Consider the following 26,439-nt stretch of genomic DNA (forward strand, 5'->3'; position numbering starts at 1 on the left):
GGTCGAGGATTTGGGGCCGGACAATCATTGATTAAATTGCCCTAGTACATTCATCACCACAATCCAGCCCTCTTAGACTGCGCCCAACACATCAGCTCGGGACGCGGTCATGGCAGTGTTGCAGCTACAGGATGTCTACCTCGCTCGCCAGCGCATCGAATCGCTGGTGCGGCGTACGCCCATGGAGCATTCCCCCAGCCTGTCACGGCTGATGGGGGTGGCGGTGTACCTCAAGCTTGAATCCCTGCAAATCACCGGCAGCTTCAAATTGCGTGGTGCGAGCAATGCCGTGGCCCAGCTCAGCCCCGAGCAAAAGGCCCTCGGCGTGGTCACCGCTTCGACCGGCAATCATGGTCGGGCGCTGGCCCATGCCGCTTCGCAACAAGGCGTCAAGGCGATTGTCTGCCTGTCGAACCTGGTGCCGGCCAACAAGGTCCAGGCGATCCGCGACCTCGGCGCGCAGGTGTGCATCGTCGGCCAGTCCCAGGACGATGCCCAGCGCGAAGCCGAACGCATCGCCAGAGAGCAGGGTGCGACCTTTCTGCCGCCCTTCGACCATCCAGCGATCATCGCCGGCCAGGGCACCCTCGGCCTGGAGATCCTCGAACAACAGCCGGATGTGGCCCAGGTGCTGGTGCCGTTGTCCGGTGGCGGCCTGTTCGCCGGCGTGGCGCTGGCGCTCAAAAGTGCGAATCCGGCGATTCAGGTGCATGGCATCAGCATGGCCCGAGGCGCCGCCATGGGCGCCAGCCTCGCCGCCGGGCATCCGGTGGAAGTCGAGGAGTTGCCCACTCTGGCGGACTCCCTCGGCGGCGGCATCGGCCTGGACAACCGCTACACCTTCGACATGACCCGGCAACTGAGCGATGACCTGCACCTGCTTTCAGAAGCTTCCATCGCCAATGCCTTGCGCCACGCCTATCACGAGGAACGCCTGGTGCTTGAGGGCGCTGCCGTGGTGGGTATTGCCGCTTTGCTCGACGGCCTGATCGAACCGCGCGGCCCCATTGTGCTGGTGATCAGCGGGCGCAACGTCGACACCGAACAACATGCCCGCGTGATCGCCGGGGCCCCTCAATAACCTTCAGCCGCAACGGAGCCAGCCATGAGTGAAGTCACCCTATTGAGCGAAGCGGATCTGCGCAGTTGCGTGGCCCTCGACTTGCCCAGCATCGACGCCATCGAGCAGGCCTTTGTGCTGCTGGCAACGGCAGCCGTGGCGATGCCGCCGATCCTGCGGCTGGACATCCCCGAACATAACGGTGAGGTGGATGTGAAGACCGCTTACCTGCCGGGTCTGGAGCGGTTTGCGATCAAAGTCAGCCCAGGCTTTTTCGATAATCCGAAACTCGGCCTGCCCAGCCTCAACGGCATGATGATGCTGTTGTCGGCGCGCACCGGTTTGCTCGAGGCGCTGTTACTCGACAACGGCTACCTCACTGCCGTGCGCACGGCCGCGGCCGGGGCGGTGGCGGCGCGCTGCCTGTCCCGCCCGCAGAGCCGCAGTGTCGCGTTGATCGGCGCTGGCGAGCAGGCCGCGTTGCAGCTTCAGGCACTGCGTCTGGTGCGGCCCATCGAGGAGGTGCGGGTCTGGGCTCGCGATGCCCAAAAGGCCCAGGCCTTCAGTGCCGAACTGGCACGTGAGACGGGGCTTTCGGTGACACCGTGCGCAACGCTCGACGCCGCGCTGGAAGGTGTGGACATCGCCATTACCTGCACACCCAGTCGTGAGCCGCTGATCGAGTCCCGGCATCTGCATCCCGGCCTGCATATCACGGCGATGGGCTCGGACGCGGAGCACAAGAACGAGATTTGTCCGCAAGCCCTGGCGGCAGTCGACTGCTACGTCGCTGATCGCCTGAGCCAGACCCGCGTACTCGGCGAATTGCATCACGCCCTGGCGGCCGGTGTCGTCGGCGATGAGTCGGCGTTGCTGGAGCTGGGCCAGGTACTGGCGGGGCAGCGGGCCGGGCGGACCGATGAGGCGCAAGTCACCTTGTGCGACCTCACCGGCACCGGCGCCCAGGACACCGCCATCGCCAACCTGGCCTTTGAGCGGGCGCGGGCGGCAGGCAAGGGTTTCCCATTCGGTCGTTGACCGATCTTTTATTCGTGCGTCATTGATCAGAGGGCAGGTGGATGTCAGAGATAGTCGTCAATCTTCCGTTCCAGCGGGAGGAATACGCCCAGCGCCTGGCGAAGGTCCGTGTGGCCATGCAGGTTCAGGGCCTGGAGCTGTTGCTGGTCACCGATCCGTCGAACATGGCCTGGCTCACCGGCTACGACGGTTGGTCGTTCTACGTACACCAGTGCGTGCTGCTGGCGCTGGACGGCGAGCCCGTGTGGTTCGGTCGCGGCCAGGATGCCAACGGTGCCAAACGCACGGTGTTCATGCAGGCCGAGAATATCGTCGGCTACCCGGACATCTACGTGCAGTCGCGCGAACGCCATCCCATGGACTACCTGTCCCGGGAAGTGATCAGCGCTCGTGGCTGGGGCGCGCTGACCATCGGCGTGGAGATGGACAACTACTACTTCAGCGCCGCCGCATACCTGTCGCTGCAAAAACATTTGCCGCAGGCCAAACTGGTGGACGCGGTGGGCCTGGTGAACTGGCAGCGGGCGGTTAAGTCCCCCCAGGAAATCGCCTACATGCGCATCGCCGCGCGCATCGTCGAGAACATGCACGCTCGGATTCTGGAGCGGATCGAGCCGGGTATGCGCAAGAACGAACTGGTGGCCGAGATCTACAGCAGCGGCATCCTTGGGGCCGATGGTCATGGCGGCGATTACCCGGCCATCGTGCCCTTGCTGCCCACTGGTGCCGACGCCAGCGCGCCGCACCTGACCTGGGACGACTCGCCGTTCGAGAAGGGCGCCGGGACTTTTTTCGAGATTGCCGGTTGCTACAAGCGTTACCACTGCCCGCTGTCACGCACCATCTACCTGGGCAAGCCGCCGCAGCATTTTCTCGACGGCGAAAAAGCCGTGGTCGAGGGCATCGCCGCCGGCCTGGACGCGGCCAAGCCGGGCAACACCACGGGCGACATCGCCGTGGCGTTTTTCAAAGTGCTGGAGAAGTTCGGCATCCACAAGGACAGCCGTTGCGGCTACCCGATCGGTATCAGTTACCCACCGGATTGGGGCGAGCGCACCATGAGCCTGCGCCCCGGTGACACCAGCGTGTTGCAGCCGGGCATGACGTTCCACTTCATGCCGGGATTGTGGATGGACGATTGGGGCCTGGAAATCACCGAAAGCATCCTGATCACCGAAACCGGCGTCGAGATGCTGTGCAACGTGCCTCGTCAATTGTTCGTGAAGGATTGAGCCATGACTGACTTGCCTGCCAATCCCATCAGCGCCACGGTCGATTTCACCCGCGAGGGCGTACAGCACGGTTTCCTCAAACTGCCGTATTCGCGAGACGATTCGGCCTGGGGCGCGGTGATGATTCCCATCACCGTGATCCAGCGCGGCAGCGGCCCGACGGCGTTGCTCAGTGGTGGCAACCACGGCGATGAGTACGAAGGCCCGGTAGCCCTGAGCAAGCTGGCACAACGGTTGACCGCGCAAGAGGTGAGCGGAAGGGTGATTATCGTGCCGTTCATGAACACCCCGGCGTTCCATGCCGCACGCCGGACTTCGCCCATCGACAAGGGCAATCTCAACCGCAGTTTTCCCGGCAAGCCGGACGGTACCGTCACTGAGAAAATCGCTGACTATTTCAACCGTACGTTGCTGCCTTTGGCCGACATCGTCCTGGACATCCACTCCGGTGGCCGGACCCTGGACTTCCTGCCGTTCGCCGCCTGCCACGTGTTGCCGGACAAGCAGCAACAGGCCCGTTGCGAGGCGGGGATGCTGGCGTTCAATGCGCCGTATTGCATGCGCATGCTGGAACTGGACGCCGGGGCGATGTACGACACTGCCGCCGAATCCCAGGGCAAGGTGTTTGTCACCACCGAACTGGGCGGTGGCGGCTCATCGACGGCCCGCAGCGTGGCGATTGCCGAGCGCGGCGTACGCAATCTGCTGATCCACGCCGGCATCCTGCGCGGCGAAATCGAGCTACAGCCATCGATGATGCTCGACATGCCCGATGCCAGTTGCTTCATCGCCAGCGAACACGACGGCCTGCTGGAAATGTGCCGCGACCTGGGAGAACACGTGACCCTGGGCGAGGTGGTGGCGCGTATTTACGACGCCACCCGCAGCGGCGTCGCCCCCATCGAATACCGCGCCGCCCGCAGCGGACTGCTGGCGGCCCGGCACTTTCCGGGGCTGGTGCGATGTGGCGATACCTTGGCAGTGATTGCGGATGTGTTGGCGTGAGTCGGGTTGGGCACTGAACTTGTGGCGAGGGGATTTATCCCCCGCTGGGTTGCGCAGCGACCCTACAACCTGACACTTCGGTATGGCAGACAGATTGAGTCAGTAACTTGGGGGCTGCTTCGCAACCCAGCGGGGATAAATCCCCTCGCCACAATTGATGTATGCCTTGAGTTTTTAATCACCGGGAGCCCGGCCCATGCACAAGCTCGACCGCTATGACCTCAAGATCCTGCAGATCCTCGCGGAGGATGGACGGATCACCAAGTCGAGTCTGGCCGAGGCGATCAACCTTTCGGTGACGCCGGCCTGGGAGCGGGTGCGCAAGCTGGAAATGGCAGGGCTGATCACCGGCTATCGGGCGCAGATCGACTGGGGCGCGGTGTTCAAGCGTCAACAGGTGCTAGTGGAAATCACCCTGGCCCGACACACCGCCCAGGACATGCGTCGCTTCGAGCAGCGCATGGCCACCGCCCCGCAAGTCGCGTTCTGTTACGCCACCGGCGGCGGGGTGGATTACCTGGCGATGATCCAGTCTCCGGATATCGATCACTACCAGCGCTTTGTCGATCAACTGCTGCTCGAAGACCTCGGCATCGAGCGCTATTTCACCTACATCGTCACCAAAACCATCAAGACCGGCGGCGCCTTGCCGGCGGAGCTGGCACCGTCAACCTGAGCACCGCAGAAATCACTTTTACAGCCCCTTGTTTCAGAAAAAACCAAGCAATGACCTACGGCAAACACCCGATTATCCAAGTGCCGCTGCCCTAGCATGGTTTCACGCACACGGTCTGGAGTGAACGTCATGACTTATCAACATCCGCTGCTGTTCAAAGCGCTTTGCTACATCGACGGCCAGTGGGTCCACAGCGACAGCGGCCAGAGCATTGCCGTGCACAACCCCGCCACCCGCACGGTGATCGGCCATGTGCCGATGCTCGATCAGCCGCAGATTGTCGCGGCGGTGGACGCGGCCCAGCAAGCATTCCCCGCGTGGCGTGAACAGAGCCTGGATGCCCGGGGCGAGATTCTACGACGCTGGGCGGCGTTGATCGTCGAACACAGTGAAGACCTGGCGCGCATCCTCAGCCTGGAGCAGGGCAAATCCCTGGCCGAATCCCGCGGCGAAATCGCCTATGCCGCAAGCTTCATTCCCTGGTTCGCCGAAGAAGCCCGGCGCTTGTACGGGCAGAATATCCCCAGCCACATTCCCAACGCCCACCTGGGCACCCTCAAGGAACCGGTGGGCGTCTGCGCGCTGCTCACGCCGTGGAATTTTCCGTCGGCGATGATCACCCGCAAGGCCGCCGCTGCCCTGGCTGCCGGTTGCACCGTGGTCATCAAACCGGCCCACGAAACGCCGTACTCGGCTTTGGCCTTGGCGCAACTGGCCGAGGAAGCGGGATTTCCCGCCGGGGTCTTCAACGTGGTGTTGGGTGAGCCGCAGATGACCATGGAAACCCTGGTCAAGGATCGCCGTGTCCGCTCAGTGAGTTTCACCGGCTCGACTCGGGTCGGCAAACTGGTGCTGCAAGCCGCCGCCCATGATGTGAAGAAAGTCGCCCTGGAGTTGGGCGGCAACGCGCCGTTCATTGTCTGCGCCGATGCTGACCTGGCGCTGGCGGTAAAAGTCGCCGTGGAGGCGAAGTTCCAGACCTCGGGCCAGGATTGCTGCGCGGCGAACCGGATCATGGTCCAGCGCCCGGTTTATCAGGCGTTCCTCAGCCGTTTCGCCGCGGCGGTTCGGGCGTTGCGGGTCGGCCCGGCCATGGTCGATCAGCAGGAGCAGGATGTGGATATTGGCCCGTTGATGCACCAGGCGGCATTCGACGTAACTGCCGACCGGGTCGCCGATGCGCTGGCCCTTGGCGCCCAGCGCCTGGTCGGTGGCGAAGCCCATGCCTTGGGCGGGTTGTTCTACCAGCCAACGGTGCTGGCCGATGTCACGCCGCAAATGCGTATCTACCGCGAAGAAAATTTCGCGCCCATCGCCGGGGTGATGCCGTTCGACACCCTGGATGAAGCCATCGAAATGGCCAACGACACCGAATACGGTCTGGCAGCCTATATTTGCTCCAACCGCCTGGACCTCATTTATCCACTGATTCGCCGTCTCGACCACGCCATGGTCGCGGTCAACGGCGTCAAGTTCACCGGCCATCCGATCCCCTTCGGTGGCATGAAAGCCTCGGGCCTTGGTCGCGAGGGTGGCAGCGAGGGCTTCGAGCCCTTCGTCGAAACCAAATACTTTTGCCTGCACCATCAAGGCCAGTTCCCAGGAGAATCCGCATGAGCCAGGAATTCAACACGCTGTTCGAACAAGACCGTGCGCATTTCATGCACCCCTCGACCCACGCCCATGACCACGCCAGCGGTGCGCTCAAGGGCCGGATCATCAAGAGCGCAGCGGGCATCCGCATTCGCGACCATGAAGGCCGTGACTTCATCGACGCCTTTGCCGGCCTCTACTGCGTGAACATCGGCTACGGCCGCACCGAAGTGGCCGATGCCATCTACAAGCAGGCCAAGGAACTGGCCTACTACCACACCTACGTCGGCCACTCGAGCGAGGCGATCATCGAACTGTCCAGTCGCATCATGGACTGGGCACCGGAAGGGATGAAAAAGGTCTACTACGGCCTGTCCGGTTCCGATGCCAACGAAACCCAGGTCAAACTGGTGCGTTACTACAACAACGTGCTGGGCCGGCCGCAGAAGAAGAAAATCATCTCTCGCGATCGTGGCTACCATGGTTCGGGCATCATGACCGGCAGCCTGACTGGGCTGGCGACCTTCCACCAGCATTTCGACCTGCCGGTGGAAGGGGTCAAGCACACCGTGTGCCCCCATTGGTATCGCAAGGCCCCGGCGGGCATGGACGAAGGCACGTTCGTACGCTACTGCGCCGATGAGCTGGAAAAAATGATCCTGGCTGAAGGGCCGGACACCGTGGCGGCGTTCATTGGTGAGCCTTTGATGGGCACGGGCGGGATCATTGTTCCGCCGGCCGGTTATTGGGACGCGATCCAGGCGGTGCTGAAAAAGTATGACGTGTTGCTGATTGCCGATGAAGTGGTCTGCGCCTTCGGTCGCCTGGGCTCGAAGATGGGCAGCCAGCGCTACGGCATGAAGCCGGACCTGATCACCACCGCCAAAGGCCTGACCAGCGCGTATGCACCGTTGTCGGCGGTGATCATCGGGGAAAAGGTCTGGAGTGTGATTGAAAAAGCCTCCCAGACCGAAGGCGCCATGGGGCACGGCTGGACCTATTCAGGACATCCGATCTGCGCGGCGGCGGCACTGGCCAACCTCGACATTCTCGAGCGGGAAAACCTCACCGCCAACGCCGAGGATGTCGGCGGCTACCTGAACCGCCGGCTGCGTGAAAGCCTCGAAGGCCATCCGCTGGTGGGTGAAGTGCGCGGTGATGGCATGCTTGCGGCGGTGGAGTTCATGGCTGATCGCGAGCAGCGCAGCGCTTTTGATCCGGCGCTGAAAGTCGGCCCCAGGGTCTCGGCCGCTTGCCTGGAACGCGGCATGATCGCCCGCGCCATGCCCCACGGCGACATCCTGGGCTTCGCCCCGCCGCTGATCCTGACCCGCGAAGAGGCGGACCTGATCGTCGACATCACCAAAGGGGCTATCGATCAGGTGGCGGGTGAAGTGTTGGGGTGAGGGCAGGGTGGCGCAGAACCTGTGACACCAGCTCCCACAGGAGATGGGTGCGGGCACAGACTTTGTGAACACCCCAATCAAAACTGTGGGAGCGAGCCTGCTCGCGAAAGCGGTGTGTCTGAAACGGTGATGCTGGACGTGCCGCCGACATCGCGAGCAGGCTCGCTCCCACAAGGCGTCGGAGTCAAAAAAAAGCCCGCCCGATCATGCGATCGGGCGGGCTTTTGGGTGTCGCTTGGAGTTTACTTCTTCAAACCGTAATGCTCATCGAGCATGCCGGGTGAATTTGGGGCCTTGGGGGCGTAGTCCCGGGGTGGTTCCTGGACCTCTTTTGGTGGGGTCAGGCGTTCCCGTGGTGTCTGCGCCGCATCAGCATGCAGGGCGGCCAGCAGGCGTTGGCGAGTCTGCTCGTCGAGGGCCAGGCGATTGGCACCCTCGGACAAATGATCCTGGACGTCCTGGTAGCTCTGAGTGAGTTTTTTCACCAGAGAAGCGGTGCTGTTGAAGTGAGTGACCACTTCATTCTGATAACTGTCGAAACGTTCCTGAATGTCGTCCAGCTGACGTTGCGTGCTGTTAGGCACCGCATTGGGCAGCAGTCGGGCAAGCAGGAATCCAATGGCGACACCGGCAACCAGGGCAAGAGTCGGCAACAGCCAAACTAAGAGCGAGTGTTCCACGAGTCCTTCCTCTATAAACGGCTTTGCTTTACGTTAACGGCTCGGACCTGCGCTGTATACCGCGAAGAACATCGCAATCATGCCAGGCACAGACTTTTAGCTAGACGAGTCGACCCTATTCGAGGTCACGGAGTTCTTTCCCTTGCTTATGCGCGAAACCCCTGTAGTCATTGATGGCCCCGTGGGCCAACTGGAAGCCTTGTACCTGGACAGCGAAGCGCCCCGTGGCCTGGCGCTGATCTGCCACCCCAACCCGGTGCAGGGCGGGACCATGCTCAACAAAGTCGTCTCGACCTTGCAACGCACTGCCCGTGATGCTTGCCTGGTTACGTTGCGTTTCAATTATCGCGGGGTCGGCGCCAGTGCCGGCAGCCATGACATGGGCACTGGCGAAGTCGACGACGCCCAGGCTGCAGCCGATTGGTTGCGGGAAAAATACCCGCAACTGCCGCTCACCCTGTTCGGTTTCTCGTTTGGCGGCTTCGTTGCCGCAAGCCTTGGCGGACGTCTGGAAGCCCAGGGCCAGCCACCCAAGCACCTGTTCATGGTGGCCCCGGCGGTGATGCGCCTGGACGCGCAATCGCCCTTGCCGATGAGCGGCGAGTTGACCGTGATCCAGCCGGAAACCGACGAAGTGGTCGACCCCCAGCTGGTTTACCAATGGTCGGACGCGCTCCAGCGCCCCCATGAGCTGCTGAAAGTGGCAGAATGCGGGCACTTTTTCCATGGCAAGCTGACCGATCTCAAGGATCTGCTCCTGCCGCGCCTCTCGAATTGACAGCAGTCTGACAAGCGATAACCCATGACGACTCGTACCCGCATCCTGACCGGCATCACCACCACCGGCACCCCGCACCTGGGCAACTACGCCGGCGCTATCCGTCCGGCGATCCTCGCCAGCCGCGACAGCAACGCCGATTCGTTCTATTTCCTGGCCGACTACCACGCCTTGATCAAATGCGATGACCCGTTGCGCATCCAGCGCTCGCGTCTGGAAATCGCCGCGACCTGGCTTGCCGGTGGCCTGGACGTGGACCGCGTGACCTTCTATCGCCAGTCCGACATTCCCGAAATTCCGGAACTGACCTGGCTGCTGACCTGCGTCGCCGCCAAGGGGCTGCTCAATCGCGCCCACGCCTACAAGGCGTCGGTGGACAAAAACGTCGAGGCCGGCGAAGACCCGGATGCCGGCATCACCATGGGGCTGTACAGCTACCCGGTGCTGATGGCCGCGGACATCCTGATGTTCAACGCCCACAAGGTGCCGGTCGGTCGCGACCAGATCCAGCACGTGGAAATGGCCCGCGACATCGGCCAGCGCTTCAACCATCTGTTCGGCCAGGGCAAGGAGTTTTTCACCATGCCCGAGGCGCTGATCGAGGAGAGCGTCGCCACCCTGCCGGGCCTTGATGGCCGCAAGATGTCCAAGAGCTACGACAACACCATCCCGTTGTTCAGCAGCGCCAAGGACATGAAGGACGCGATCTCGCGGATCGTCACCGACTCCCGCGCACCGGGCGAAGCCAAGGATCCGGACAACTCCCACCTGTTCACCTTGTTCCAGGCCTTCGCCACGCCAGCGCAGTCCGACGAGTTCCGCAGCGAACTGCTGCAGGGCCTGGGTTGGGGCGAAGCCAAGAACCGCCTGTTCCAATTGCTCGACAGTGAACTGGGCGAGTCCCGCGAACGTTATCACCAGTTGATCGAACGCCCGGCGGACCTTGAAGACATCCTGCAACTGGGTGCGAAAAAAGCCCGGGCCGTGGCCACACCGTTCCTCAACGAACTGCGCGAAGCCGTCGGCCTGCGTTCGTTTGTCAGCCAGGTTCAGGTGGCGACCAGCACGAAAAAGAAAGTGGCCAAAGCCGCACGTTTCGTGAGCTTTCGCGAAGGCGACGGCAGTTTCCGCTTCCGTCTGCTGGCCGCCGATGGCGAGCAATTGGTGTTGTCGCGCAATTTTGCCGATGGCAAGACCGCGGGCCAGGTCACCAAGCAACTGCAAGCCGGCCAGCCACTGGACGTGCGCAGCGACGAGCTGAGCTTCAGTGTCTGGCTTGACGGCGCCTGTGTGGCCGACAGTCCGGCCTTTGCGGACAGCGCCGCTCGGGATGCTGCCATCGAGGCTTTGCGCGTGGCCCTGACGCCAGTTCAGGACTGAACCGGGGCTATTCCGACCATCGGCTCGAATAAGGGCCGATTGCCATTCCCGCGGGCCGTCGCTACAGTGACGGCCCGTTTTTGTTGCCTTGCTAACGAATATGACGCCCCTAGAACGATATCAAGCTGATCTGAAACGCCCGGAGTTCTTCCACGACGCAGCCCAGGAAACGGCAGTGCGGCATTTGCAGCGCCTGTACGACGATCTGGTCGCCGCGTCGAACAACAAGCCGGGCTTGTTGGGCAAACTGTTCGGCAAGAAGGATCAGGTCCCGGTCAAGGGCCTGTATTTCTGGGGCGGTGTCGGCCGTGGTAAAACCTACCTGGTCGACACCTTCTTCGAGGCGTTGCCGTTCAAGGAGAAGACACGGACGCACTTCCACCGCTTCATGAAGCGTGTGCATGAAGAAATGAAGACGCTGGGCGGCGAGAAGAACCCGCTGACCATCATCGCCAAGCGGTTCTCCGACGAGACGCGGGTGATCTGCTTCGATGAGTTTTTCGTTTCCGACATCACCGACGCCATGATTCTCGGCACCTTGATGGAGGAGTTGTTCAAGAACGGCGTGACTTTGGTCGCCACCTCGAACATCGTGCCGGACGGCCTTTACAAGGACGGCCTGCAACGCGCGCGCTTCCTGCCGGCCATTGCGCTGATAAAGGAACACACCGACATCGTCAACGTCGACAGCGGGGTGGACTATCGCCTGCGTCACCTGGAGCAGGCGGAGCTGTTTCACTTCCCCCTGGACGCCGCAGCTGAAGAAAGCCTGCGCAAGAGCTTCCGGGCCCTGACGCCGGAATGCACCCAGGCGGTCGAAAATGATGTGTTGGTCATCGAGAATCGCCAGATCCGCGCCGTGCGGACCTGCGATGACGTGGCCTGGTTCGACTTTCGTGAACTGTGCGATGGCCCTCGTAGCCAGAACGACTACATCGAGCTGGGCAAGATCTTCCACGCGGTACTGCTCAGCAACGTGGAGCAAATGAGCGTCACCACCGACGACATTGCCCGCCGGTTCATCAACATGGTCGACGAGTTCTACGACCGTAACGTGAAGCTGATCATTTCGGCCGAAGTCGAACTCAAGGATCTCTACACCGGCGGTCGCCTGACCTTTGAGTTCCAGCGAACCTTGAGTCGTTTGCTGGAAATGCAATCACACGAATTCCTGGCGCGGGCGCATAAGCCGTAATCCGGTTCGGATAAAAAAAGGCCTGCAATTGCAGGCCTTTTTTGCGCGTGCGAGCTCAACGGCGCACCGCATAACCCTGTGGGAGCGAGCAGGCTCGCTCCCACATTGGACTGTATTCAACCCTTGATTCACGCCGCCTGCTGAAATTGCTGTCGATACTGGTTCGGCGATAACTCGGTATGTTGGCGGAACAGCCGTGCGAAGAAGCTCGCATCGTCGTAGCCGACTTCATAGCTGATGGTCTTGATGCTTTTGCGGCTGCCGGACAACAAGCCCTTGGCGGTTTCTATACGCAGCCGTTGCAGGTAATGCAGCGGTTTGTCTCCCGTGGCGGTCTGGAAGCGGCGCATGAAGTTGCGGATGCTCATACCGTGCTCCCGAGCGACGTCCTCAAAGCGGAACTTGTCGGCGAAGTGTTCTTCGAGCCAGTGCTGGATCTGCAGGATGATCACATCCTGATGCAGTTTCTGGCCCCCGAAACCGATTCTTCCCGGTGAGTAGCTGCGCTGCACTTCATAGAGAATGTCTCGTGCCACGGCCTGGGCCACGTTGGCGCCGCAGAACCGTTCGATGAGGTAGATATAGAGGTCGCAGGCCGAGGTCGTGCCGCCGGCGCAGAACAGGTTGTCGGCGTCGGTCAGGTGCTTGTCCTGGTTGAGGTGGACCTGGGGGAAGCGCTCCTTGAAGGCGTTGAAGAACCGCCAGTACGTGGTGGCTTCCTTGCCATCGAGCAGCCCGGCCTCGGCCAGCCAGAACACCCCGGTCGCCTCGCCGCAGAGCACTGCGCCACGGGCATGCTGTTCCCGCAGCCAGGGCAGGACCTGCGGGTAACGTTGGCAGAGGGTGCCGAAATCATCCCAAAAAGCCGGGAGGATGATCACATCGGTATTTTCCAGGCCGCCGTCCACCGGCATGATCACGTCGCTGAAGCTGTTCACCGGTTTGCCGTCGGGACTGACCAGCCGGGTTTCGAACGCCGGTGTCAGGCCGTGGCCCAGTTGTTTGCCGTAGCGCAGGCTGGCCAGGTGGAAAAAATCCTTGGCTTGCATGAGGGTGGAAGCGAAAACCCGGTCGATAGCCAGGATGCTGACGCGCCGCAAAGGCGTGGAGACGTGTTTGGACATAATTGATCTTTATTTTTATAGGGGAAAGTGGTCACCAGACGGCTGGATCGTCTTATTTTTTGTCGGATGTGTCCAGTGTCCTGTCATCCCCCGCAGGCTTAGGCTCTGTTGGATAACCCCATCGAACAATAATGCAAAGGTGTCCCATGATCCCCAGAACCCTGTTCAGTTCCGAACACGAACTGTTTCGCGACAGCGTACGAACCTTCCTCGAAAAAGAAGCGGTGCCGTACCACAGTCAGTGGGAAAAACAGGGGCATGTGGATCGTCAGTTGTGGAACAAGGCGGGGGAGGCGGGGATGTTGTGCTCGCATCTGCCAGAGGCTTATGGCGGGCTGGATGCCGATTTTCTCTACAGCACCGTGGTGATTGAAGAAATCGGAAGATTGGGGCTGACGGGCATTGGCTTCTCGCTGCACTCCGACATCGTTGCGCCCTACATCCTGCACTACGGCAGTGAAGCGCTGAAACACAAGTACCTGCCCAAACTGGTGTCTGGTGAGATGGTCACGGCCATCGCTATGACCGAGCCGGGCGCCGGTTCCGACCTGCAAGGCGTGAAGACCACGGCGGTGCTGGAGGGTGATGAGTACATCATCAACGGCTCGAAGACCTTTATCACCAACGGCTTTCTGGCCGATCTGGTGATTGTGGTTGCCAAGACCGATCCGAAAGCAGGCGCCAAGGGCACCAGTCTGTTCCTGGTGGAAGCGGGTACGCCTGGCTTCGAAAAAGGCAAGCGCCTGGAGAAGGTCGGGATGAAGGCTCAGGACACTTCGGAGCTGTTTTTCCAGGATGTTCGCGTGCCCAAGGAAAACCTGCTGGGGCAGGCCGGGATGGGCTTTGCCTACCTGATGCAGGAACTGCCCCAGGAACGCCTGACGGTGGCTATTGGTGGCCTGGCGTCGGCCGAAGCGGCGCTGCAATGGACGCTGGACTACACCCGCGAGCGCAAGGCTTTTGGTAAATCCATCGCGGACTTCCAGAACACCCGGTTCAAACTGGCGGAAATGGCGACCGAGATCCAGATCGGTCGGGTCTTCGTCGACCGCTGCCTGGAACTGCATCTGCAAGGCAAGCTCGACGTGCCGACGGCGGCGATGGCCAAGTACTGGGGCACTGACCTGCAGTGCAAGGTGCTCGACGAATGCGTGCAGCTGCATGGCGGCTACGGGTTCATGTGGGAATACCCGGTCGCCCGGGCGTGGGCCGACGCGCGGGTGCAGCGCATCTATGCCGGGACCAATGAAATCATGAAGGAAATTATTGCGCGGTCGCTTTGATGTCGTAGTGACTGTTAGACCGCTATCGCGAGCAGGCTCGCTCCCACATGGGCTCTGTGTCGATCACAATGTTGTGGTCAGACATAAATCCAATGTGGGAGCGAGCCTGCTCGCGATGGGGGCTATGAACTGATCAAGGCGCCGGGTTCGGCTGATCCTTGTGAATCGCCTCGATCCCCGCCAGCACTTCATCGGACAGCTTCAGGTCGAAGCTGGCGATGTTGCTGTCCAGTTGCTCCAGCGTGGTGGCGCCAATGATGTTGCTGGTCACGAATGGTTGTCGGGTAACGAAGGCCAGGGCCATCTGTGCCGGGTCCAGGCCGTGTTCCCGCGCCAGGGCCACATAACGACTGCATGCGGCTTCCGATTGTGGATTGAAATAGCGCATGAAGCGGCTGTAGAGCGTCAGGCGGCCCTTGGCTGGCCGTGCGCCGCCTTCATACTTGCCCGACAGGAAACCGAACGCTAATGGCGAGTAAGCCAGCAGGCCACACTGTTCGCGGATGGCGATTTCCGAAAGCCCGATCTCGAAACTGCGGTTGAGCAGGTTGTAGGGGTTCTGGATCGACACTGCCCGCGGCCAGCCACGGGCTTCGGCCAGGGCGAGGAACTTCATGGTGCCCCACGGCGTTTCGTTGGACAGGCCGATGTGGCGGATCTTGCCGGCCCGGACCTGCTCGTCCAGGGCCTCGAGGGTTTCCTCCAGCGGGGTGAAATCTTCGTCGGCCTTGTGCTGGTAGCCCAACTGGCCGAAGAAATTGGTGCTGCGTTCCGGCCAGTGCAGTTGGTAGAGATCGATCCAGTCGGTCTGCAGGCGCTTGAGGCTGGCGTCCACCGCTTCGACGATATGGCGGCGGTTGTGCTTGAGGTTTTTGTCGCGGATGTAGTCGATGGTGTTGCCGGGGCCCGCGATCTTGCTCGCCAGGATCCAGTCGGCACGGTCGCCGCGGCTCTTGAAATAATTGCCGATGTAGCGCTCGGTGGTGGCGTAGGTCTCGGCCTTGGGCGGTACCGGATACATCTCGGCGGTGTCGATGAAATTGATCCCGGCACCCTTGGCGCGTTCGATCTGGGCGAAGGCCTCGGCCTCGCTGTTCTGCTCACCCCAGGTCATGGTTCCGAGGCACAGGGCGCTCACGTTTAGATCGGTACGGCCTAGCTGGCGATAATCCATCGGGAACTCCTTGGGCAAAACAATCATAAAAGCAGGTTGAATTATTTTTCGCAATCTGCATAATTGCGCACCTCTTTCTGCAGTGGAAGTGATGCGCCGCCGCCGAAGAATCTTGCCGTTGAACGGACGCGCCGACCCGAGCCCCCGAAAGCGTCTGTATCCGGCTGCCTTTGACTTGTCAAAGTACGCACTATTCAGTAAGATCCGCCGTCTAATTTACAGGGCGGCCCCTGAGGCTATAAAGAATGAAAACTTTTACTGCTAAACCGGAAACAGTAAAGCGCGACTGGTTTGTCGTCGACGCTGCTGGTCAGACCCTGGGTCGTCTGGCCACCGAAATCGCGAGCCGTCTGCGTGGCAAGCACAAGCCTGAGTACACCCCTCACGTCGACACCGGTGACTACATCGTCGTCATCAACGCTGAGCAAGTACGTGTTACTGGCGCTAAAACCACTGACAAAATGTACTACTCCCACTCCGGTTTTCCTGGCGGCATCAAGTCGATCAACTTCGAAAAGCTGATCGCCAAAGCCCCTGAGCGCGTGATCGAGACCGCGGTTAAAGGCATGCTGCCTAAAAACCCACTGGGTCGCGACATGTATCGTAAGCTGAAGGTTTATGCGGGCGCTGCTCACCCTCATACTGCTCAGCAGCCCCAAGAACTGAAGTTTTAACGGAATAGTTCATTATGTCGGCGACTCAAAATTACGGCACTGGCCGTCGCAAGACTGCAACCGCACGCGTTTTCCTGCGTCCGGGCACTGGTAACATCTCCATCAACAACCGCTCCCTGGATAACTTCTTCGGCCGCGAAACTGCCCGCATGGTAGTTCGTCAGCCGCTGGAACTGACCGAGACCGTCGAAAAATTCGACATCTACGTCACTGTTATCGGTGGTGGTGTAAGTGGTCAAGCTGGCGCAATCCGCCACGGCATCACTCGCGCACTGATGGATTACGACGAAACTCTGCGCGGTGCACTGCGCAAAGCCGGCTTCGTAACTCGCGATGCTCGTGAAGTTGAACGTAAGAAAGTCGGTCTGCGTAAAGCGCGTAAGCGTCCGCAGTACTCGAAGCGTTAATTTCGCTTTCGCGTTCAAAAGGCGCCCAGTTCCTCACGGAGCTGGGCGTTTTTTTATGCGCGAAAGATTTATGCTGTGACAACTTGCCACATCCGTGAAGCCCCTATACTACAAGGCTTGGCGGTTGGGTCGCTTGGTAATTACCTTGTCAGAACTGGGGCTTTTCATTACCATTCGGCAAAATTTTTATAAGTTCAGATTTTTACTTAGTAGACGCCTGATTTAACAGGCCACAAAGCTGATGGGAGAGGACTGAATGAGCAATGACGGCGTGAATGCAGGCCGGCGTCGCTTCCTGGTAGCAGCCACATCCGTGGTGGGTGCTGCAGGAGCGGTGGGGGCTGCGGTCCCGTTCGTGGGGTCATGGTTTCCCAGTGCCAAGGCGAAAGCCGCAGGTGCACCGGTGAAAGTGGATGTCAGCAAGATCGAGCCAGGCCAGCAGATGATTGCTGAGTGGCGCGGTCAGCCGGTGTTCATCGTCCGCCGTACAGAGGAAATCCTGGGGAATCTGAAAAAGATCGAGGGCCAGTTGTCTGACCCTACCTCCAAGAACTCGACGCAACCGACCTATGTCGATCCGGAGACACGCTCGATCAAGCCGCAAGTCCTGCTGCTGATCGGGATTTGTACGCACCTGGGTTGCTCGCCAACGTTCCGTCCTGAGGTAGCCCCTGCCGACTTGGGCAAGGACTGGGTCGGTGGTTATTTCTGCCCTTGCCACGGCTCCCATTACGACCTGGCGGGTCGCGTCTACAAATCGCAGCCTGCACCTCTGAACCTGCCAGTTCCCCCGCATTCCTATGAGACCGACGACATCATTGTCGTTGGCGTCGATACGGAGACAGCGTGATGAGCAAATTCATGGATTGGGTTGATGCGCGCTTTCCCGCGACCAAAATGTGGGAAGACCATCTCAGCAAGTATTACGCTCCGAAAAACTTCAACTTCTTCTACTTCTTTGGCTCCTTGGCATTGCTCGTTCTGGTCAACCAGATCGTCACCGGTGTCTGGCTGACCATGAGTTACACCCCTTCGGCGGAAGAAGCGTTTGCCTCCGTCGAATACATCATGCGTGACGTCGAGTACGGCTCGATCCTGCGTCTGCTGCACTCCACCGGCGCTTCGGCGTTCTTCATCGTGGTTTACCTGCATATGTTCCGTGGTCTGCTCTACGGTTCGTATCAGAAGCCTCGTGAGCTGGTGTGGGTCTTCGGCATGCTGATCTACCTGGCGCTCATGGCGGAAGCCTTCATGGGCTATCTGCTGCCGTGGGGCCAGATGTCCTACTGGGGCGCCCAGGTGATCATCTCGCTGTTCGGTGCAATCCCGGTCATCGGTGATGACCTGACCCAGTGGATTCGCGGTGACTACCTGATCTCGGGCATTACCCTGAACCGCTTCTTCGCCTTGCATGTGGTGGCCCTGCCGATCGTGATCCTCGGTCTGGTGGTGCTGCACATCCTGGCGCTGCACGAAGTCGGCTCGAACAACCCCGATGGCGTGGACATCAAGAAGTACAAGGACGAAAACGGTGTACCGCTGGACGGCATCGCCTTCCACCCGTACTACACCGTCAAAGATATCGTCGGCGTGGTAGTGTTCCTGTTCATCTTCTGCTCCATCGTGTTCTTCTTCCCAGAGATGGGTGGTTACTTCCTCGAGAAGCCTAACTTCGAGCAGGCGAACGCCTTCAAGACCCCTGAGCACATTGCTCCGGTCTGGTACTTCACACCGTTCTACGCGATTTTGCGGGCGGTTCCAGACAAGCTGCTGGGCGTCATCGCCATGGGTGCGGCGATCGCCGTGCTGTTCGTCCTGCCGTGGCTGGACCGCAGTCCGGTCAAGTCGATGCGCTACAAAGGCTGGCTGAGCAAAATCTGGCTCTGGGTGTTCTGCATCTCGTTCGTGATCCTGGGTGTGCTGGGCGTACTCGCTCCAACGCCGGGCCGGACGCTGCTGTCGCAGGTCTGCACCTTCCTGTACTTCGCCTACTTCATTCTGATGCCGTTCTACACCAGGCTCGAGAAGACCAAACCGGTTCCGGAAAGGGTGACTGGCTGATGAAAAAGCTATTTTCTGTACTGATTCTTGCTGCTATGCCTGTACTGTCCTTTGCGTCCGCATCCGGTGGTCCTGAGCTGGAAAAAGTCGACATCGACGTTTCCGACAAAGCTGCCATGCAGGATGGCGCGCGTACGTTCGCCAACTACTGCATGGGCTGCCACAGCGCCAAGTTCCAGCGTTACGAGCGCGTAGCTGATGACCTGGGCATTCCCCATGAGTTGATGCTCGAGAAGCTGGTGTTCACCGGTGCCAAGCTGGGCGATCACATGAACATCGGCATGCAGCCGGCAGACGCCAAGACCTGGTTCGGGGCTGCACCGCCCGACCTGACCCTGGTGGCACGCGTGCGTGGCACCGACTGGCTCTACGGTTACCTGCGTTCGTTCTATGAGGATCCCGCGCGTCCTTGGGGCGTGAACAACAAGGTCTTCCCGAACGTCGGCATGCCAAACGTTCTGGTCGGCCTGCAGGGTCGTCAGGTGGTAGGCTGCAAACAGGTTCAAATCGTCGAGGACGGCAAGAAGCAATACGATCCGCTGACCGGCACCGCTTTGACTCACGAAGCCTGCGACCAGCTGACCGTGTTGCCGAACACCGGCAGCCTGACTGAAGAGCAGTTCGACGAGAAGGTCAAGAATCTGGTGACCTTCCTGGCCTACTCGGCCAACCCGGTGAAGCTGGAGCATCAGCGCATCGGTACTTATGTGTTGCTGTATTTGGCGTTCTTCTTCGTATTCGCTTACCTGCTCAAGCGCGAATACTGGAAAGACGTGCATTGATAAAGCTGTAAACCGTTGCTGTTAATCGTGCGCGCCCAAGGGCGTCTCTGGATGTAACGAACCTGGTCCGCCAGGTGTTACGGGAGGCGCCCTTTGGGCGCGCTCGTTTTTCCGTTTTTCGATAATTTCAACAAGCGAGGAGGATCGCCATGGGCGTGACCAATCGGTTGGCCTGTTACTCCGACCCCGCCGACCACTACTCCCACCGGGTACGCATCGTACTGGCAGAGAAGGGTGTCAGCGCCGAGATCATTTATGTCGAAGCGGGCCGTCAGCCGCCGAAGCTGATCGAGGTGAACCCTTACGGCAGCCTGCCCACGCTGGTCGATCGTGACCTGGCATTGTGGGAGTCGACAGTGGTGATGGAATACCTGGATGAGCGTTATCCGCATCCGCCTTTACTGCCGGTATATCCTGTTGCGCGGGCCAACAGCCGTTTGCTGATCCATCGCATCCAGCGTGACTGGTGCGGGTTGGTGGACCTGATCCTGGATTCACGAACCAAAGAACCTGCGCGGGTCGTGGCGCGCAAAGAATTGCGTGAAAGCCTGACTGGCGTATCGCCGCTGTTCATCGACAAGCCATTCTTCCTCAGTGAGGAACAAAGCCTGGTGGATTGCTGCCTATTGCCAATACTCTGGCGTTTGCCGATTCTGGGTATTGAACTGCCGCGGCCTGCCAAGCCGTTGCTTGATTATATGGAGCGCCAATTTGCGCGTGAGGCATTCCAGGCGAGTCTGTCTGGTGTCGAACGTGACATGCGCTAAGGCTTAGGGAGCCGCTATGAACTCCAGTCGACCTTATCTGGTCCGCGCGCTCTACGAGTGGATTGTGGACAACGATTGCACCCCGCACATGCTGGTCAACGCCGAGTATCCATCGGTGCAGGTGCCGCAGGGTTTTGCCAACGATGGGCAAATTGTCTTGAACGTATCACCGGCCGCCGTGCGTCACCTGCACATGGACAATGATGCGGTCAGTTTCGAGGGACGTTTCGGGGGTGTGCCACACACCCTGTACGTGCCTATCGCCTCGATCCTGGGGATTTATGCCCGGGAGAATGGTCAGGGTATGGTGTTCGAGCTGGAATCGCCGTTGGACGGCGAAGAAGAGTTCGAGGCTGATGATGACCTGCCGCCACCGGATGACGAGCCGCCGCGTCCTAGCGGGCGGCCTAGTTTGAAAGTGGTGAAATAAGTGGCCGGGGTATGAAAAAAGCCATCCAGCCATAAGCCGGGTGTCGCAACTTGGTTAAGAAAATGCCCGTATCGTGAGATGTGGGCATTTTTTTTGTAGTGTCATGGTTGGTGTGTATATCCATTTCTTCGGTAACGGCTGCTTATGGTTCCGCCCTTACGGCGGGTCACTTTCGAAGAGCGCGAAAGTAACCAAAGCGCTTTGCCCCACCACTCGGCACCTCGCTTAGGCTCGGTGTACCCTCACTCCGGCACTGCTCCGTGGGCCCGCCGCGAAGGGCCATCCATGGCCCAGCGCGGCTATCCCGGCATCCATGCCGGGATGCCCACTGCGCAATGCCTGCGTTCGGCCAGCGTGGTTTAACGGGGCGTCGAGATCAAGATCAAGATCAAAAGCAGAGCAAGAGCAAGAGCAAGAGCAAGAGCAAGAGCAAGAGCAAGAGCAAGAGCAAGAGCAAGAGCAAGAGCAAGAGCAAGAGCAAGAGCAAGAGCAAGAGCAAGAGCAAGAGCAAGAGCGGGGTAGATGCCAGTATCTATTTAGCTGAACTACCGCTATCGCGAGCAGGCTCGCTCCCACATTGATTTGTGTGTGCTCACAGTATTTGCAAGCGACACAAAACCTGTGGGAGCGAGCCTGCTCGCGATGACGCCGGTACATCCAAGCATCACTGCAAACTGACCCTCCACTTTTGCGAGCAAGCTCGCTCCCACAGGGGAAACCCGTTCGCTCCAGAACAGGCCGGCTGTCAGGCCGCCTCGTTTTTGATTTTGATCTGGGGCGCCCCGTTAACCACGCTGGCCGAACGCAGGTATTGCGTAGTGGGCACCTCGGCATGGATGCCGAGGTAGCCGCTCTGGGCCATGGATGGCCCTTCGCGGCGGGCCCACGGAGCAATGCCGGAGTGAGGGCATGCCGAGCCTAGGCGAGGCACCGAGTGGTGGGGCAAAGCGCTTTTGGTTACTTTTGGCGCTCTTCCAAAAGTGACCCGCTGTAAGAGCGAAACCATAAGCAGCCGTTACCGCAGCAACGGATATACACACCAATCACCCCCACAAAAAAAATGAAGCCAAAAAAAACGGCGCTTTCCGTCTCGGAAGAAGCGCCGTTTTTCTTGAGCACCTGAAGTTCAGTATCAGTCAATGTACTCAAACAACTTGACGATCTTCTGCACCCCGGAAACCCCTTGCACCAGATTGGTCGCCTGCGCAGCCTCCTGCTTGGTCAGCAGCCCCAGCAGATAGACGATGCCATTCTCAGTCACGACCTTGATGCGCGAGCCGGGAATGCTGGCGTCGGTGAGCATCTGCGTCTTGATCTTGGTAGTCAGCCAGGCATCGTTCTGACGCGCCAGCAACGAGGAAGGTGGCAGGACCTGCAGTTCGTTGTGCACGGTCTTGACCCGCTGCACGGCGCTTGCAGCCTGTTCGGCCTTGGCCTTGAGGTCCGCGCGTGGGGTCTGGCCGGCCAGCAGCACGACACCGTTGAAGCTGGTGACGACGATGTGCGAGTTGTTGTCCAGGTCCGGGTCGGCCTTGGCGATGTTCACGCCTGCCTTGGTTTCGATCAACGAATCGTCGATCTTGCTGCCGAAGGTGCGGGTGCCGCGGTCGTCTTCAATCGGCTTTTCCCGGCTGGCGTTAACCACCGATGTGCAGCCGCTGATGCCGAGGCACAGGGTCAGGGCCAGAAGGCCTAGGCGATTAGGGGTCATTCTTCACTCCCGAACAGTTGGCTGTCGATCAAGTCGCAAAGACAATGAATCGCCAGCAGGTGGACTTCCTGAATGCGTGCAGTGACATTGGCCGGTACGCGAATCTCGACGTCCTCAGGCAACAGCAGTGACGCCATGCCGCCGCCATCGCGACCGGTCAATGCTACGACAATCATTTCGCGATCATGTGCGGCCTGGATCGCCTGAATAATATTGGCCGAGTTGCCGCTGGTGGAGATCGCCAGCAACACATCGCCGGGCTGGCCCAGGGCGCGGATCTGTTTGGAGAACACTTCGTTGTAGCTGTAGTCATTGGCGATCGAGGTGATCGTCGAGCTGTCGGTGGTCAATGCAATGGCCGGCAGGCTGGGGCGCTCGCGCTCGAAGCGGTTGAGCAGCTCCGATGAGAAATGCTGGGCGTCGCCGGCAGAACCGCCATTGCCGCACGAAAGCATTTTGCCTTCGTTGAGCAGGGCGTTGACCATCACTTGGCTGGCTTGCTCGATGTGCGGTGCAAGTACGTCCATCGCCTGTTGCTTGGTGTCGATACTGGCCTGAAAAAGCTGGCGAATTCGCGATTGCATGTCCATCTGTGTGACCTTAAGTAGCGCGGCTTATCGGCACAAGCATGTGCGGCGCGCAAAGCAAAGAGCAAAAATTGGGTGAAGGTGTCCGGCTCGGCTCGTCATGGGTGTTGACGTTCAACTGTCGAAGGCATTCTGCAACCAGTTCAACTGATCGGCGTTGCTGTCGATGGCAACCACGTCGAAGCGGCAGGGATGATCGGCCCAGCGAGACTCGATTTGCAGGAAATACTGCGCGGCGAAAACCAGCTTCTGGCGCTTGCGTGCATCGATGCTGTCGAGCGCGCCACCCCATTGAGTATTTTTTCTGTAGCGGACTTCGACGAATACTACTGTATCGCCGTCAAGCATGACCAGATCAAGCTCGCCACGTTTACACAGCCAGTTCTTCGCCAGCAGCCGCAGACCTTGTTGCTGAAGATGCGCGAGAGCCTGGCTCTCGGCATCCCGTCCGCTTTGCTGGCGAGATCGGTCAGGCATCAGCGCTGAGTGTCTGGCAGGCGCTGCACCTGACCGTTGACGAATTCGGCCCACGGCAGTTGACGTTGCACGCGCTGGGACTGCGACACTGCCAGGCTGCCCGACAACCCCTCGATGCGGGTGTCCGGTAATGTCTTTAGCTGACCCAGGCGCGGAGCCAGACGATAAGCATCCGCTCCCATCGCGTACAACCGACCCAGGCTACCGCCGGCCTGGGGCCACTGGGCGGTGACCTGCTTGCGCAGCGGGTCGTTGGCATCGAGCAGCCACGGGGTTTCGCAGAAGCGCACGCCGCTCATGTCGTTGTACTGATTCTGGTCGCCACTGGCGCTGAACACATGCGAGGTGGCGTACACAGGTACGTCGCCGGCGTACTGGAAGTTCAGGGTCGGCTTGATCTGCTGGGCCTGTTGCGGGGTCGAGGCCAGGAACAGGAATTCGATGTCCTGGCGGCGGGACGGCTGGGCCGCGACGGCGGTGTCGACTGTGCTTTGCAGGCGCTTGGCGCGACCTTCGCTCTGGCGCAGATGGAACATGTCGGCAATCTGCTGGGCCAGTTGTACGGGTTGATCGATACGTTCGACAGCGATGATGGTGCCGCCATTGGCCTGCCAGTCCTCGCTGAAGGCTTTGAGGACGCGATCGCCCCATTCACCTTTTGGCACCATGACGGCGGCACGATGCAGGCCGTCCGTACGGGCGCGACGCGATACTTCGCGGGCTTCGTCTTCCGCGGCCAGGCCAAACTGGAACAGTTGGGCCGGGCCTTGCTCGCCTTCGCTGTAATTGAGCGCGAGGGTCGTGATCGGCAGTTGCGGGCGGGTGCTGAGCTGCTTGACCAAGGGTTTTTCCAGCGGGCCGACCACCAGTTGCACGCCGTCGGCCTGCGCCTTGCGATAGAAATCATCCAGGGAGGTCAGGCGCGAGCTGTCATAAAACTGAATGCTTGGCGGGTTCTGCCCGGCTTGTTGGGCCTGATAGTGGGCAGCCATGAAACCTTCGCGCAAAGCTCTGGCGACCGAGGACAGCGGGCCATCCTGGGGCAGCAGCAAGGCGATCTTGCTCAGGGGCTGGCTCGCCAGTTCCTTGAGCTTGACCAGCGGCGTCGGCAACTGGAGCGCGGCCGGGTGCTTGGGGTTCTGCTCGCGCCAGCTGTCGATAGCCGCCTGTTGCTGTTCCAGCGTACCGGCAGTTTTTACAGCCTGGGCCAAACTCAGCCAGCCACCCAGGTCGTCGGTGGTGGTCGGTTGCAGTTGATCGGTGGGCAGCGAGGCGATCAACGACCAGATCGCCTCGTGGTTTTTCGCCGCCGCTTCGTTTTCAAGCAGGGGCGCAATGAAGATCCGTTCCTTGGCGGCGGCCAGGGTCTGGCCATCGGCCTCGAGGGCGCGGGCGTGGACGGTGCCGGTACGGACCTGCTGTTCCACCGGTAGCTCGCCCAGGTGCTGCAGGCTCGGGTGGCTCAGGGCGCTCAGCGCTGCTTTGGGTTGATTGCGCGTCATTGCCAGTTCGGCCGCCAGAGTGCTGGCGAAAATCTGCTGGCCGGGCTTGAGTTGCTCCATCGGCACCTGTTGCAGGATCTGCGCGGACTGGCCGGCATTGCCCTGGCGGTAGGCCAGGTCTGCTGCACTCAGGCGCAACAGGGCGGCTTTTTCCGGGGTTTTGCTTTGAGTGGCCTGTTCGAGCAACTGCTCGATACTGGCATCCGGGGTCCGTGGAAGTTCGCCAAGGCTGGAGGAGGGCGAGCTGGCGCAGGCCGCCAGAAGGGCAGCGAGGCAGAGGGCGGAGAGCAGCCGCAGGCAAGCGATCATGTAAATGTTCCTGATACGAGATCAAATTAGCGTCGAATTGTACCCAAGCACTGGCCGGGGCGCGATGTTAGTGGCGTGAATCGATCAATTTAGGTATTTCAAATGTTGCGGCGCAGCACGGCAGGTCGCCGGACAGCGAGGCGCTGCGGGCAGTCGTGACGCACACTACGCGCTACAATGGCGGTTTTACCGATCATGAGGTGTGCGCTTTGACTGCTCCAGGTGCTTTGAATTCCGCTGCCGGCTCGCTTTATGTGGTGGCGACGCCCATCGGCAACCTGGACGATATCAGTGCCCGGGCGCTGAAAATCCTGCAGGAGGTGGCCCTCATTGCGGCCGAAGATACGCGCCACTCTCAACGCTTGTTGCAACATTTCGGCATTTCAACGCCGTTGGCGGCCTGTCATGAGCACAACGAGCGGGAAGAAGGCAGTCGTTTTATCACTCGTTTGTTGGCGGGCGATAACGTCGCGCTGATTTCCGACGCGGGTACACCGCTGATTTCCGACCCTGGCTATCACCTGGTGCGCCAGGCTCGGGCGGCCGGTATCAGCGTAGTGCCGGTGCCGGGGGCGTGCGCCTTGATCGCAGCCCTTTCGGCGGCGGGCCTGCCGTCGGACCGTTTCATTTTCGAAGGTTTTCTGCCAGCCAAGGCGGTGGGGCGACGGGCGCGCCTGGAGTCTATAAAGGAGGAGCCGCGTACGTTGATCTTTTATGAGGCGCCGCACCGCATCCTTGAATGCCTGCAGGACATGGAGCTGGTGTTTGGTCCGGAGCGCCCGGCGCTGCTCGCCAGGGAGCTGACCAAAACCTTCGAAACCCTCAAGGGGTTGCCGCTGGCGCAGTTGCGCGCCTTCGTCGAAGGCGATAGCAACCAGCAGCGCGGTGAATGCGTCGTGCTGGTGGCGGGCTGGACGGCGCCGGACAATGAAGAGACCGTCAGCAGTGAAGCGATGCGCATCCTGGACCTGCTGCTTGAGGAAATGCCCCTCAAGCGCGCCGCCGCTCTCGCGGCGCAGATTACCGGCGAGCGTAAGAACGTCCTGTATCAGGTCGCGCTGGAAAAACAGAAGGGCCAGTGAAACCGGGGCGCGGGGCTGGCCAAGGG

Annotated in this window: 26 protein-coding genes; 19 read left to right on the top strand and 7 right to left on the bottom strand. The window is 60.4% G+C overall.

All coding sequences use genetic code 11. The features are described from left to right. Window positions 1-109: 109 nt before the first annotated feature. From eutB to CRX69_RS09140, 7 genes are all read left to right on the top strand, one after another. Entirely contained in the window at window positions 110-1,081 is a 972-nt protein-coding gene (eutB, locus tag CRX69_RS09110) for a hydroxyectoine utilization dehydratase EutB (RefSeq protein ID WP_047228588.1), read from the top strand. 24 nt (window positions 1,082-1,105) lie between these two features. Further along, the gene (locus CRX69_RS09115; protein WP_076383598.1) at window positions 1,106-2,098 is read left to right on the top strand and encodes a cyclodeaminase; all 993 of its coding nucleotides are present in this window, start codon (window positions 1,106-1,108) and stop codon (window positions 2,096-2,098) included. A gap of 41 nt (window positions 2,099-2,139) precedes the next feature. Continuing rightward, entirely contained in the window at window positions 2,140-3,330 is a 1,191-nt protein-coding gene (doeA, locus tag CRX69_RS09120) for an ectoine hydrolase DoeA (RefSeq protein WP_107321903.1), read from the top strand. Between the two features lie 3 nt (window positions 3,331-3,333). Continuing rightward, the gene (gene doeB / locus CRX69_RS09125; protein ID WP_047228585.1) at window positions 3,334-4,335 is read left to right on the top strand and encodes a N(2)-acetyl-L-2,4-diaminobutanoate deacetylase DoeB; all 1,002 of its coding nucleotides are present in this window, start codon (window positions 3,334-3,336) and stop codon (window positions 4,333-4,335) included. A 196-nt stretch (window positions 4,336-4,531) separates the two neighbouring features. After that, entirely contained in the window at window positions 4,532-5,011 is a 480-nt protein-coding gene (locus CRX69_RS09130) for an Lrp/AsnC family transcriptional regulator (protein WP_076383599.1), read from the top strand. Window positions 5,012-5,140: 129 nt separating this feature from the next. Continuing rightward, the gene (locus CRX69_RS09135; protein ID WP_076383600.1) at window positions 5,141-6,628 is read left to right on the top strand and encodes an NAD-dependent succinate-semialdehyde dehydrogenase; all 1,488 of its coding nucleotides are present in this window, start codon (window positions 5,141-5,143) and stop codon (window positions 6,626-6,628) included. Further along, window positions 6,625-8,010, top strand: coding sequence for an aspartate aminotransferase family protein (locus CRX69_RS09140; RefSeq protein ID WP_107321904.1), 1,386 nt, complete (start codon window positions 6,625-6,627; stop codon window positions 8,008-8,010). The genes CRX69_RS09135 and CRX69_RS09140 overlap by 4 nt, the downstream gene beginning before the upstream one ends. Window positions 8,011-8,252: 242 nt before the next feature. Here CRX69_RS09140 and CRX69_RS09145 read toward each other — a convergent pair whose 3' ends face one another. Next, window positions 8,253-8,690, bottom strand: a complete 438-nt coding sequence (locus tag CRX69_RS09145) for a Z-ring associated ZapG family protein (protein ID WP_047228581.1) — start codon at window positions 8,688-8,690, stop codon at window positions 8,253-8,255. A gap of 148 nt (window positions 8,691-8,838) precedes the next feature. Between CRX69_RS09145 and CRX69_RS09150 the strand changes: the two genes are divergently transcribed. The 3 genes from CRX69_RS09150 to zapE all read left to right on the top strand — a co-directional run bounded on the left by CRX69_RS09150 (window position 8,839) and on the right by zapE (window position 12,043). Beyond that, a complete protein-coding gene (locus CRX69_RS09150; RefSeq protein ID WP_107321905.1) occupies window positions 8,839-9,468 on the top strand; it encodes an alpha/beta hydrolase in 630 nt (209 codons plus the stop codon). Window positions 9,469-9,492: 24 nt separating this feature from the next. Then, the gene (locus CRX69_RS09155; protein ID WP_107321906.1) at window positions 9,493-10,848 is read left to right on the top strand and encodes a tryptophan--tRNA ligase; all 1,356 of its coding nucleotides are present in this window, start codon (window positions 9,493-9,495) and stop codon (window positions 10,846-10,848) included. A gap of 100 nt (window positions 10,849-10,948) precedes the next feature. Continuing rightward, a complete protein-coding gene (gene zapE, locus CRX69_RS09160; protein WP_047228578.1) occupies window positions 10,949-12,043 on the top strand; it encodes a cell division protein ZapE in 1,095 nt (364 codons plus the stop codon). A gap of 128 nt (window positions 12,044-12,171) precedes the next feature. Here zapE and CRX69_RS09165 read toward each other — a convergent pair whose 3' ends face one another. Beyond that, complete coding sequence (locus CRX69_RS09165; RefSeq protein ID WP_172833813.1) at window positions 12,172-13,068, bottom strand: GlxA family transcriptional regulator; 897 nt, start codon at window positions 13,066-13,068, stop codon at window positions 12,172-12,174. Between the two features lie 245 nt (window positions 13,069-13,313). Here CRX69_RS09165 and CRX69_RS09170 point away from each other — a divergent pair, with 245 nt between their 5' ends. Next, window positions 13,314-14,450 (top strand): acyl-CoA dehydrogenase family protein, encoded by a 1,137-nt coding sequence (locus CRX69_RS09170; protein WP_047228576.1) that lies wholly within the window; start codon window positions 13,314-13,316, stop codon window positions 14,448-14,450. Between the two features lie 133 nt (window positions 14,451-14,583). Here the strand turns inward: CRX69_RS09170 and CRX69_RS09175 are convergent, their stop codons facing one another. Then, window positions 14,584-15,624: an NADP(H)-dependent aldo-keto reductase gene (locus tag CRX69_RS09175; protein ID WP_047228575.1), complete on the bottom strand. Its 1,041-nt coding sequence runs from the start codon at window positions 15,622-15,624 to the stop codon at window positions 14,584-14,586. Between the two features lie 245 nt (window positions 15,625-15,869). Between CRX69_RS09175 and rplM the strand changes: the two genes are divergently transcribed. The 7 genes from rplM (at window position 15,870) to CRX69_RS09210 (ending at window position 20,745) form a co-directional block, all read left to right on the top strand. Further along, the gene (rplM, locus tag CRX69_RS09180; RefSeq protein WP_003205365.1) at window positions 15,870-16,298 is read left to right on the top strand and encodes a 50S ribosomal protein L13; all 429 of its coding nucleotides are present in this window, start codon (window positions 15,870-15,872) and stop codon (window positions 16,296-16,298) included. A gap of 14 nt (window positions 16,299-16,312) precedes the next feature. Then, a complete protein-coding gene (gene rpsI / locus CRX69_RS09185) occupies window positions 16,313-16,705 on the top strand; it encodes a 30S ribosomal protein S9 (protein WP_003205364.1) in 393 nt (130 codons plus the stop codon). Between the two features lie 256 nt (window positions 16,706-16,961). Continuing rightward, window positions 16,962-17,555 carry a ubiquinol-cytochrome c reductase iron-sulfur subunit gene (gene petA / locus CRX69_RS09190; RefSeq protein WP_047228574.1) on the top strand — a complete coding sequence of 198 codons (594 nt, stop codon included), beginning with the start codon at window positions 16,962-16,964 and terminating at the stop codon, window positions 17,553-17,555. Next, window positions 17,555-18,766, top strand: coding sequence for a cytochrome b (locus CRX69_RS09195; protein WP_047228573.1), 1,212 nt, complete (start codon window positions 17,555-17,557; stop codon window positions 18,764-18,766). Before petA ends, CRX69_RS09195 begins: the two co-directional genes overlap by 1 nt. After that, on the top strand, window positions 18,766-19,548 hold the full coding sequence (locus CRX69_RS09200) for a cytochrome c1 (protein WP_047228572.1): 783 nt from the start codon (window positions 18,766-18,768) through the stop codon (window positions 19,546-19,548). The genes CRX69_RS09195 and CRX69_RS09200 overlap by 1 nt, the downstream gene beginning before the upstream one ends. 149 nt (window positions 19,549-19,697) lie before the next feature. Next, complete coding sequence (locus CRX69_RS09205; protein WP_047228571.1) at window positions 19,698-20,315, top strand: glutathione S-transferase N-terminal domain-containing protein; 618 nt, start codon at window positions 19,698-19,700, stop codon at window positions 20,313-20,315. A gap of 16 nt (window positions 20,316-20,331) precedes the next feature. Continuing rightward, on the top strand, window positions 20,332-20,745 hold the full coding sequence (locus CRX69_RS09210) for a ClpXP protease specificity-enhancing factor (protein ID WP_047228570.1): 414 nt from the start codon (window positions 20,332-20,334) through the stop codon (window positions 20,743-20,745). Window positions 20,746-21,877: 1,132 nt separating this feature from the next. On the opposite strand, the gene CRX69_RS09215 is transcribed toward CRX69_RS09210, so the two are convergent. From CRX69_RS09215 to CRX69_RS09230, 4 genes are all read right to left on the bottom strand, one after another. Further along, complete coding sequence (locus CRX69_RS09215; protein WP_047228807.1) at window positions 21,878-22,456, bottom strand: BON domain-containing protein; 579 nt, start codon at window positions 22,454-22,456, stop codon at window positions 21,878-21,880. Further along, entirely contained in the window at window positions 22,453-23,046 is a 594-nt protein-coding gene (locus CRX69_RS09220) for a phosphoheptose isomerase (protein WP_007928463.1), read from the bottom strand. Before CRX69_RS09220 ends, CRX69_RS09215 begins: the two co-directional genes overlap by 4 nt. A gap of 111 nt (window positions 23,047-23,157) precedes the next feature. Beyond that, complete coding sequence (locus CRX69_RS09225; RefSeq protein ID WP_047228808.1) at window positions 23,158-23,520, bottom strand: YraN family protein; 363 nt, start codon at window positions 23,518-23,520, stop codon at window positions 23,158-23,160. Beyond that, on the bottom strand, window positions 23,520-25,331 hold the full coding sequence (locus CRX69_RS09230; RefSeq protein WP_107321907.1) for a penicillin-binding protein activator: 1,812 nt from the start codon (window positions 25,329-25,331) through the stop codon (window positions 23,520-23,522). The genes CRX69_RS09225 and CRX69_RS09230 overlap by 1 nt, the downstream gene beginning before the upstream one ends. 209 nt (window positions 25,332-25,540) lie before the next feature. On the opposite strand from CRX69_RS09230, the gene rsmI reads away from it, so the two are divergent. Next, window positions 25,541-26,413, top strand: coding sequence for a 16S rRNA (cytidine(1402)-2'-O)-methyltransferase (rsmI, locus tag CRX69_RS09235; RefSeq protein ID WP_076383607.1), 873 nt, complete (start codon window positions 25,541-25,543; stop codon window positions 26,411-26,413). Window positions 26,414-26,439 lie beyond the last annotated feature (26 nt).

It is taken from the genome of Pseudomonas rhizophila, from assembly GCF_003033885.1.
Taxonomy (GTDB): domain Bacteria; phylum Pseudomonadota; class Gammaproteobacteria; order Pseudomonadales; family Pseudomonadaceae; genus Aquipseudomonas; species Aquipseudomonas rhizophila.

What these genes read in the sequence shown, in the direction of transcription:
- eutB (WP_047228588.1), top strand. Translation starts at nt 110, where the DNA reads ATGGCAGTGTTGCAGCTACAGGATGTCTACCTCGCTCGCCAGCGCATC.
- CRX69_RS09115 (WP_076383598.1), top strand. Translation starts at nt 1,106, where the DNA reads ATGAGTGAAGTCACCCTATTGAGCGAAGCGGATCTGCGCAGTTGCGTG.
- doeA (WP_107321903.1), top strand. Translation starts at nt 2,140, where the DNA reads ATGTCAGAGATAGTCGTCAATCTTCCGTTCCAGCGGGAGGAATACGCC.
- doeB (WP_047228585.1), top strand. Translation starts at nt 3,334, where the DNA reads ATGACTGACTTGCCTGCCAATCCCATCAGCGCCACGGTCGATTTCACC.
- CRX69_RS09130 (WP_076383599.1), top strand. Translation starts at nt 4,532, where the DNA reads ATGCACAAGCTCGACCGCTATGACCTCAAGATCCTGCAGATCCTCGCG.
- CRX69_RS09135 (WP_076383600.1), top strand. Translation starts at nt 5,141, where the DNA reads ATGACTTATCAACATCCGCTGCTGTTCAAAGCGCTTTGCTACATCGAC.
- CRX69_RS09140 (WP_107321904.1), top strand. Translation starts at nt 6,625, where the DNA reads ATGAGCCAGGAATTCAACACGCTGTTCGAACAAGACCGTGCGCATTTC.
- CRX69_RS09150 (WP_107321905.1), top strand. Translation starts at nt 8,839, where the DNA reads ATGCGCGAAACCCCTGTAGTCATTGATGGCCCCGTGGGCCAACTGGAA.
- CRX69_RS09155 (WP_107321906.1), top strand. Translation starts at nt 9,493, where the DNA reads ATGACGACTCGTACCCGCATCCTGACCGGCATCACCACCACCGGCACC.
- zapE (WP_047228578.1), top strand. Translation starts at nt 10,949, where the DNA reads ATGACGCCCCTAGAACGATATCAAGCTGATCTGAAACGCCCGGAGTTC.
- CRX69_RS09170 (WP_047228576.1), top strand. Translation starts at nt 13,314, where the DNA reads ATGATCCCCAGAACCCTGTTCAGTTCCGAACACGAACTGTTTCGCGAC.
- CRX69_RS09175 (WP_047228575.1), bottom strand. Translation starts at nt 15,624, where the DNA reads ATGGATTATCGCCAGCTAGGCCGTACCGATCTAAACGTGAGCGCCCTG.
- rplM (WP_003205365.1), top strand. Translation starts at nt 15,870, where the DNA reads ATGAAAACTTTTACTGCTAAACCGGAAACAGTAAAGCGCGACTGGTTT.
- rpsI (WP_003205364.1), top strand. Translation starts at nt 16,313, where the DNA reads ATGTCGGCGACTCAAAATTACGGCACTGGCCGTCGCAAGACTGCAACC.
- petA (WP_047228574.1), top strand. Translation starts at nt 16,962, where the DNA reads ATGAGCAATGACGGCGTGAATGCAGGCCGGCGTCGCTTCCTGGTAGCA.
- CRX69_RS09195 (WP_047228573.1), top strand. Translation starts at nt 17,555, where the DNA reads ATGAGCAAATTCATGGATTGGGTTGATGCGCGCTTTCCCGCGACCAAA.
- CRX69_RS09200 (WP_047228572.1), top strand. Translation starts at nt 18,766, where the DNA reads ATGAAAAAGCTATTTTCTGTACTGATTCTTGCTGCTATGCCTGTACTG.
- CRX69_RS09205 (WP_047228571.1), top strand. Translation starts at nt 19,698, where the DNA reads ATGGGCGTGACCAATCGGTTGGCCTGTTACTCCGACCCCGCCGACCAC.
- CRX69_RS09210 (WP_047228570.1), top strand. Translation starts at nt 20,332, where the DNA reads ATGAACTCCAGTCGACCTTATCTGGTCCGCGCGCTCTACGAGTGGATT.
- CRX69_RS09215 (WP_047228807.1), bottom strand. Translation starts at nt 22,456, where the DNA reads ATGACCCCTAATCGCCTAGGCCTTCTGGCCCTGACCCTGTGCCTCGGC.
- CRX69_RS09220 (WP_007928463.1), bottom strand. Translation starts at nt 23,046, where the DNA reads ATGGACATGCAATCGCGAATTCGCCAGCTTTTTCAGGCCAGTATCGAC.
- CRX69_RS09225 (WP_047228808.1), bottom strand. Translation starts at nt 23,520, where the DNA reads ATGCCTGACCGATCTCGCCAGCAAAGCGGACGGGATGCCGAGAGCCAG.
- CRX69_RS09230 (WP_107321907.1), bottom strand. Translation starts at nt 25,331, where the DNA reads ATGATCGCTTGCCTGCGGCTGCTCTCCGCCCTCTGCCTCGCTGCCCTT.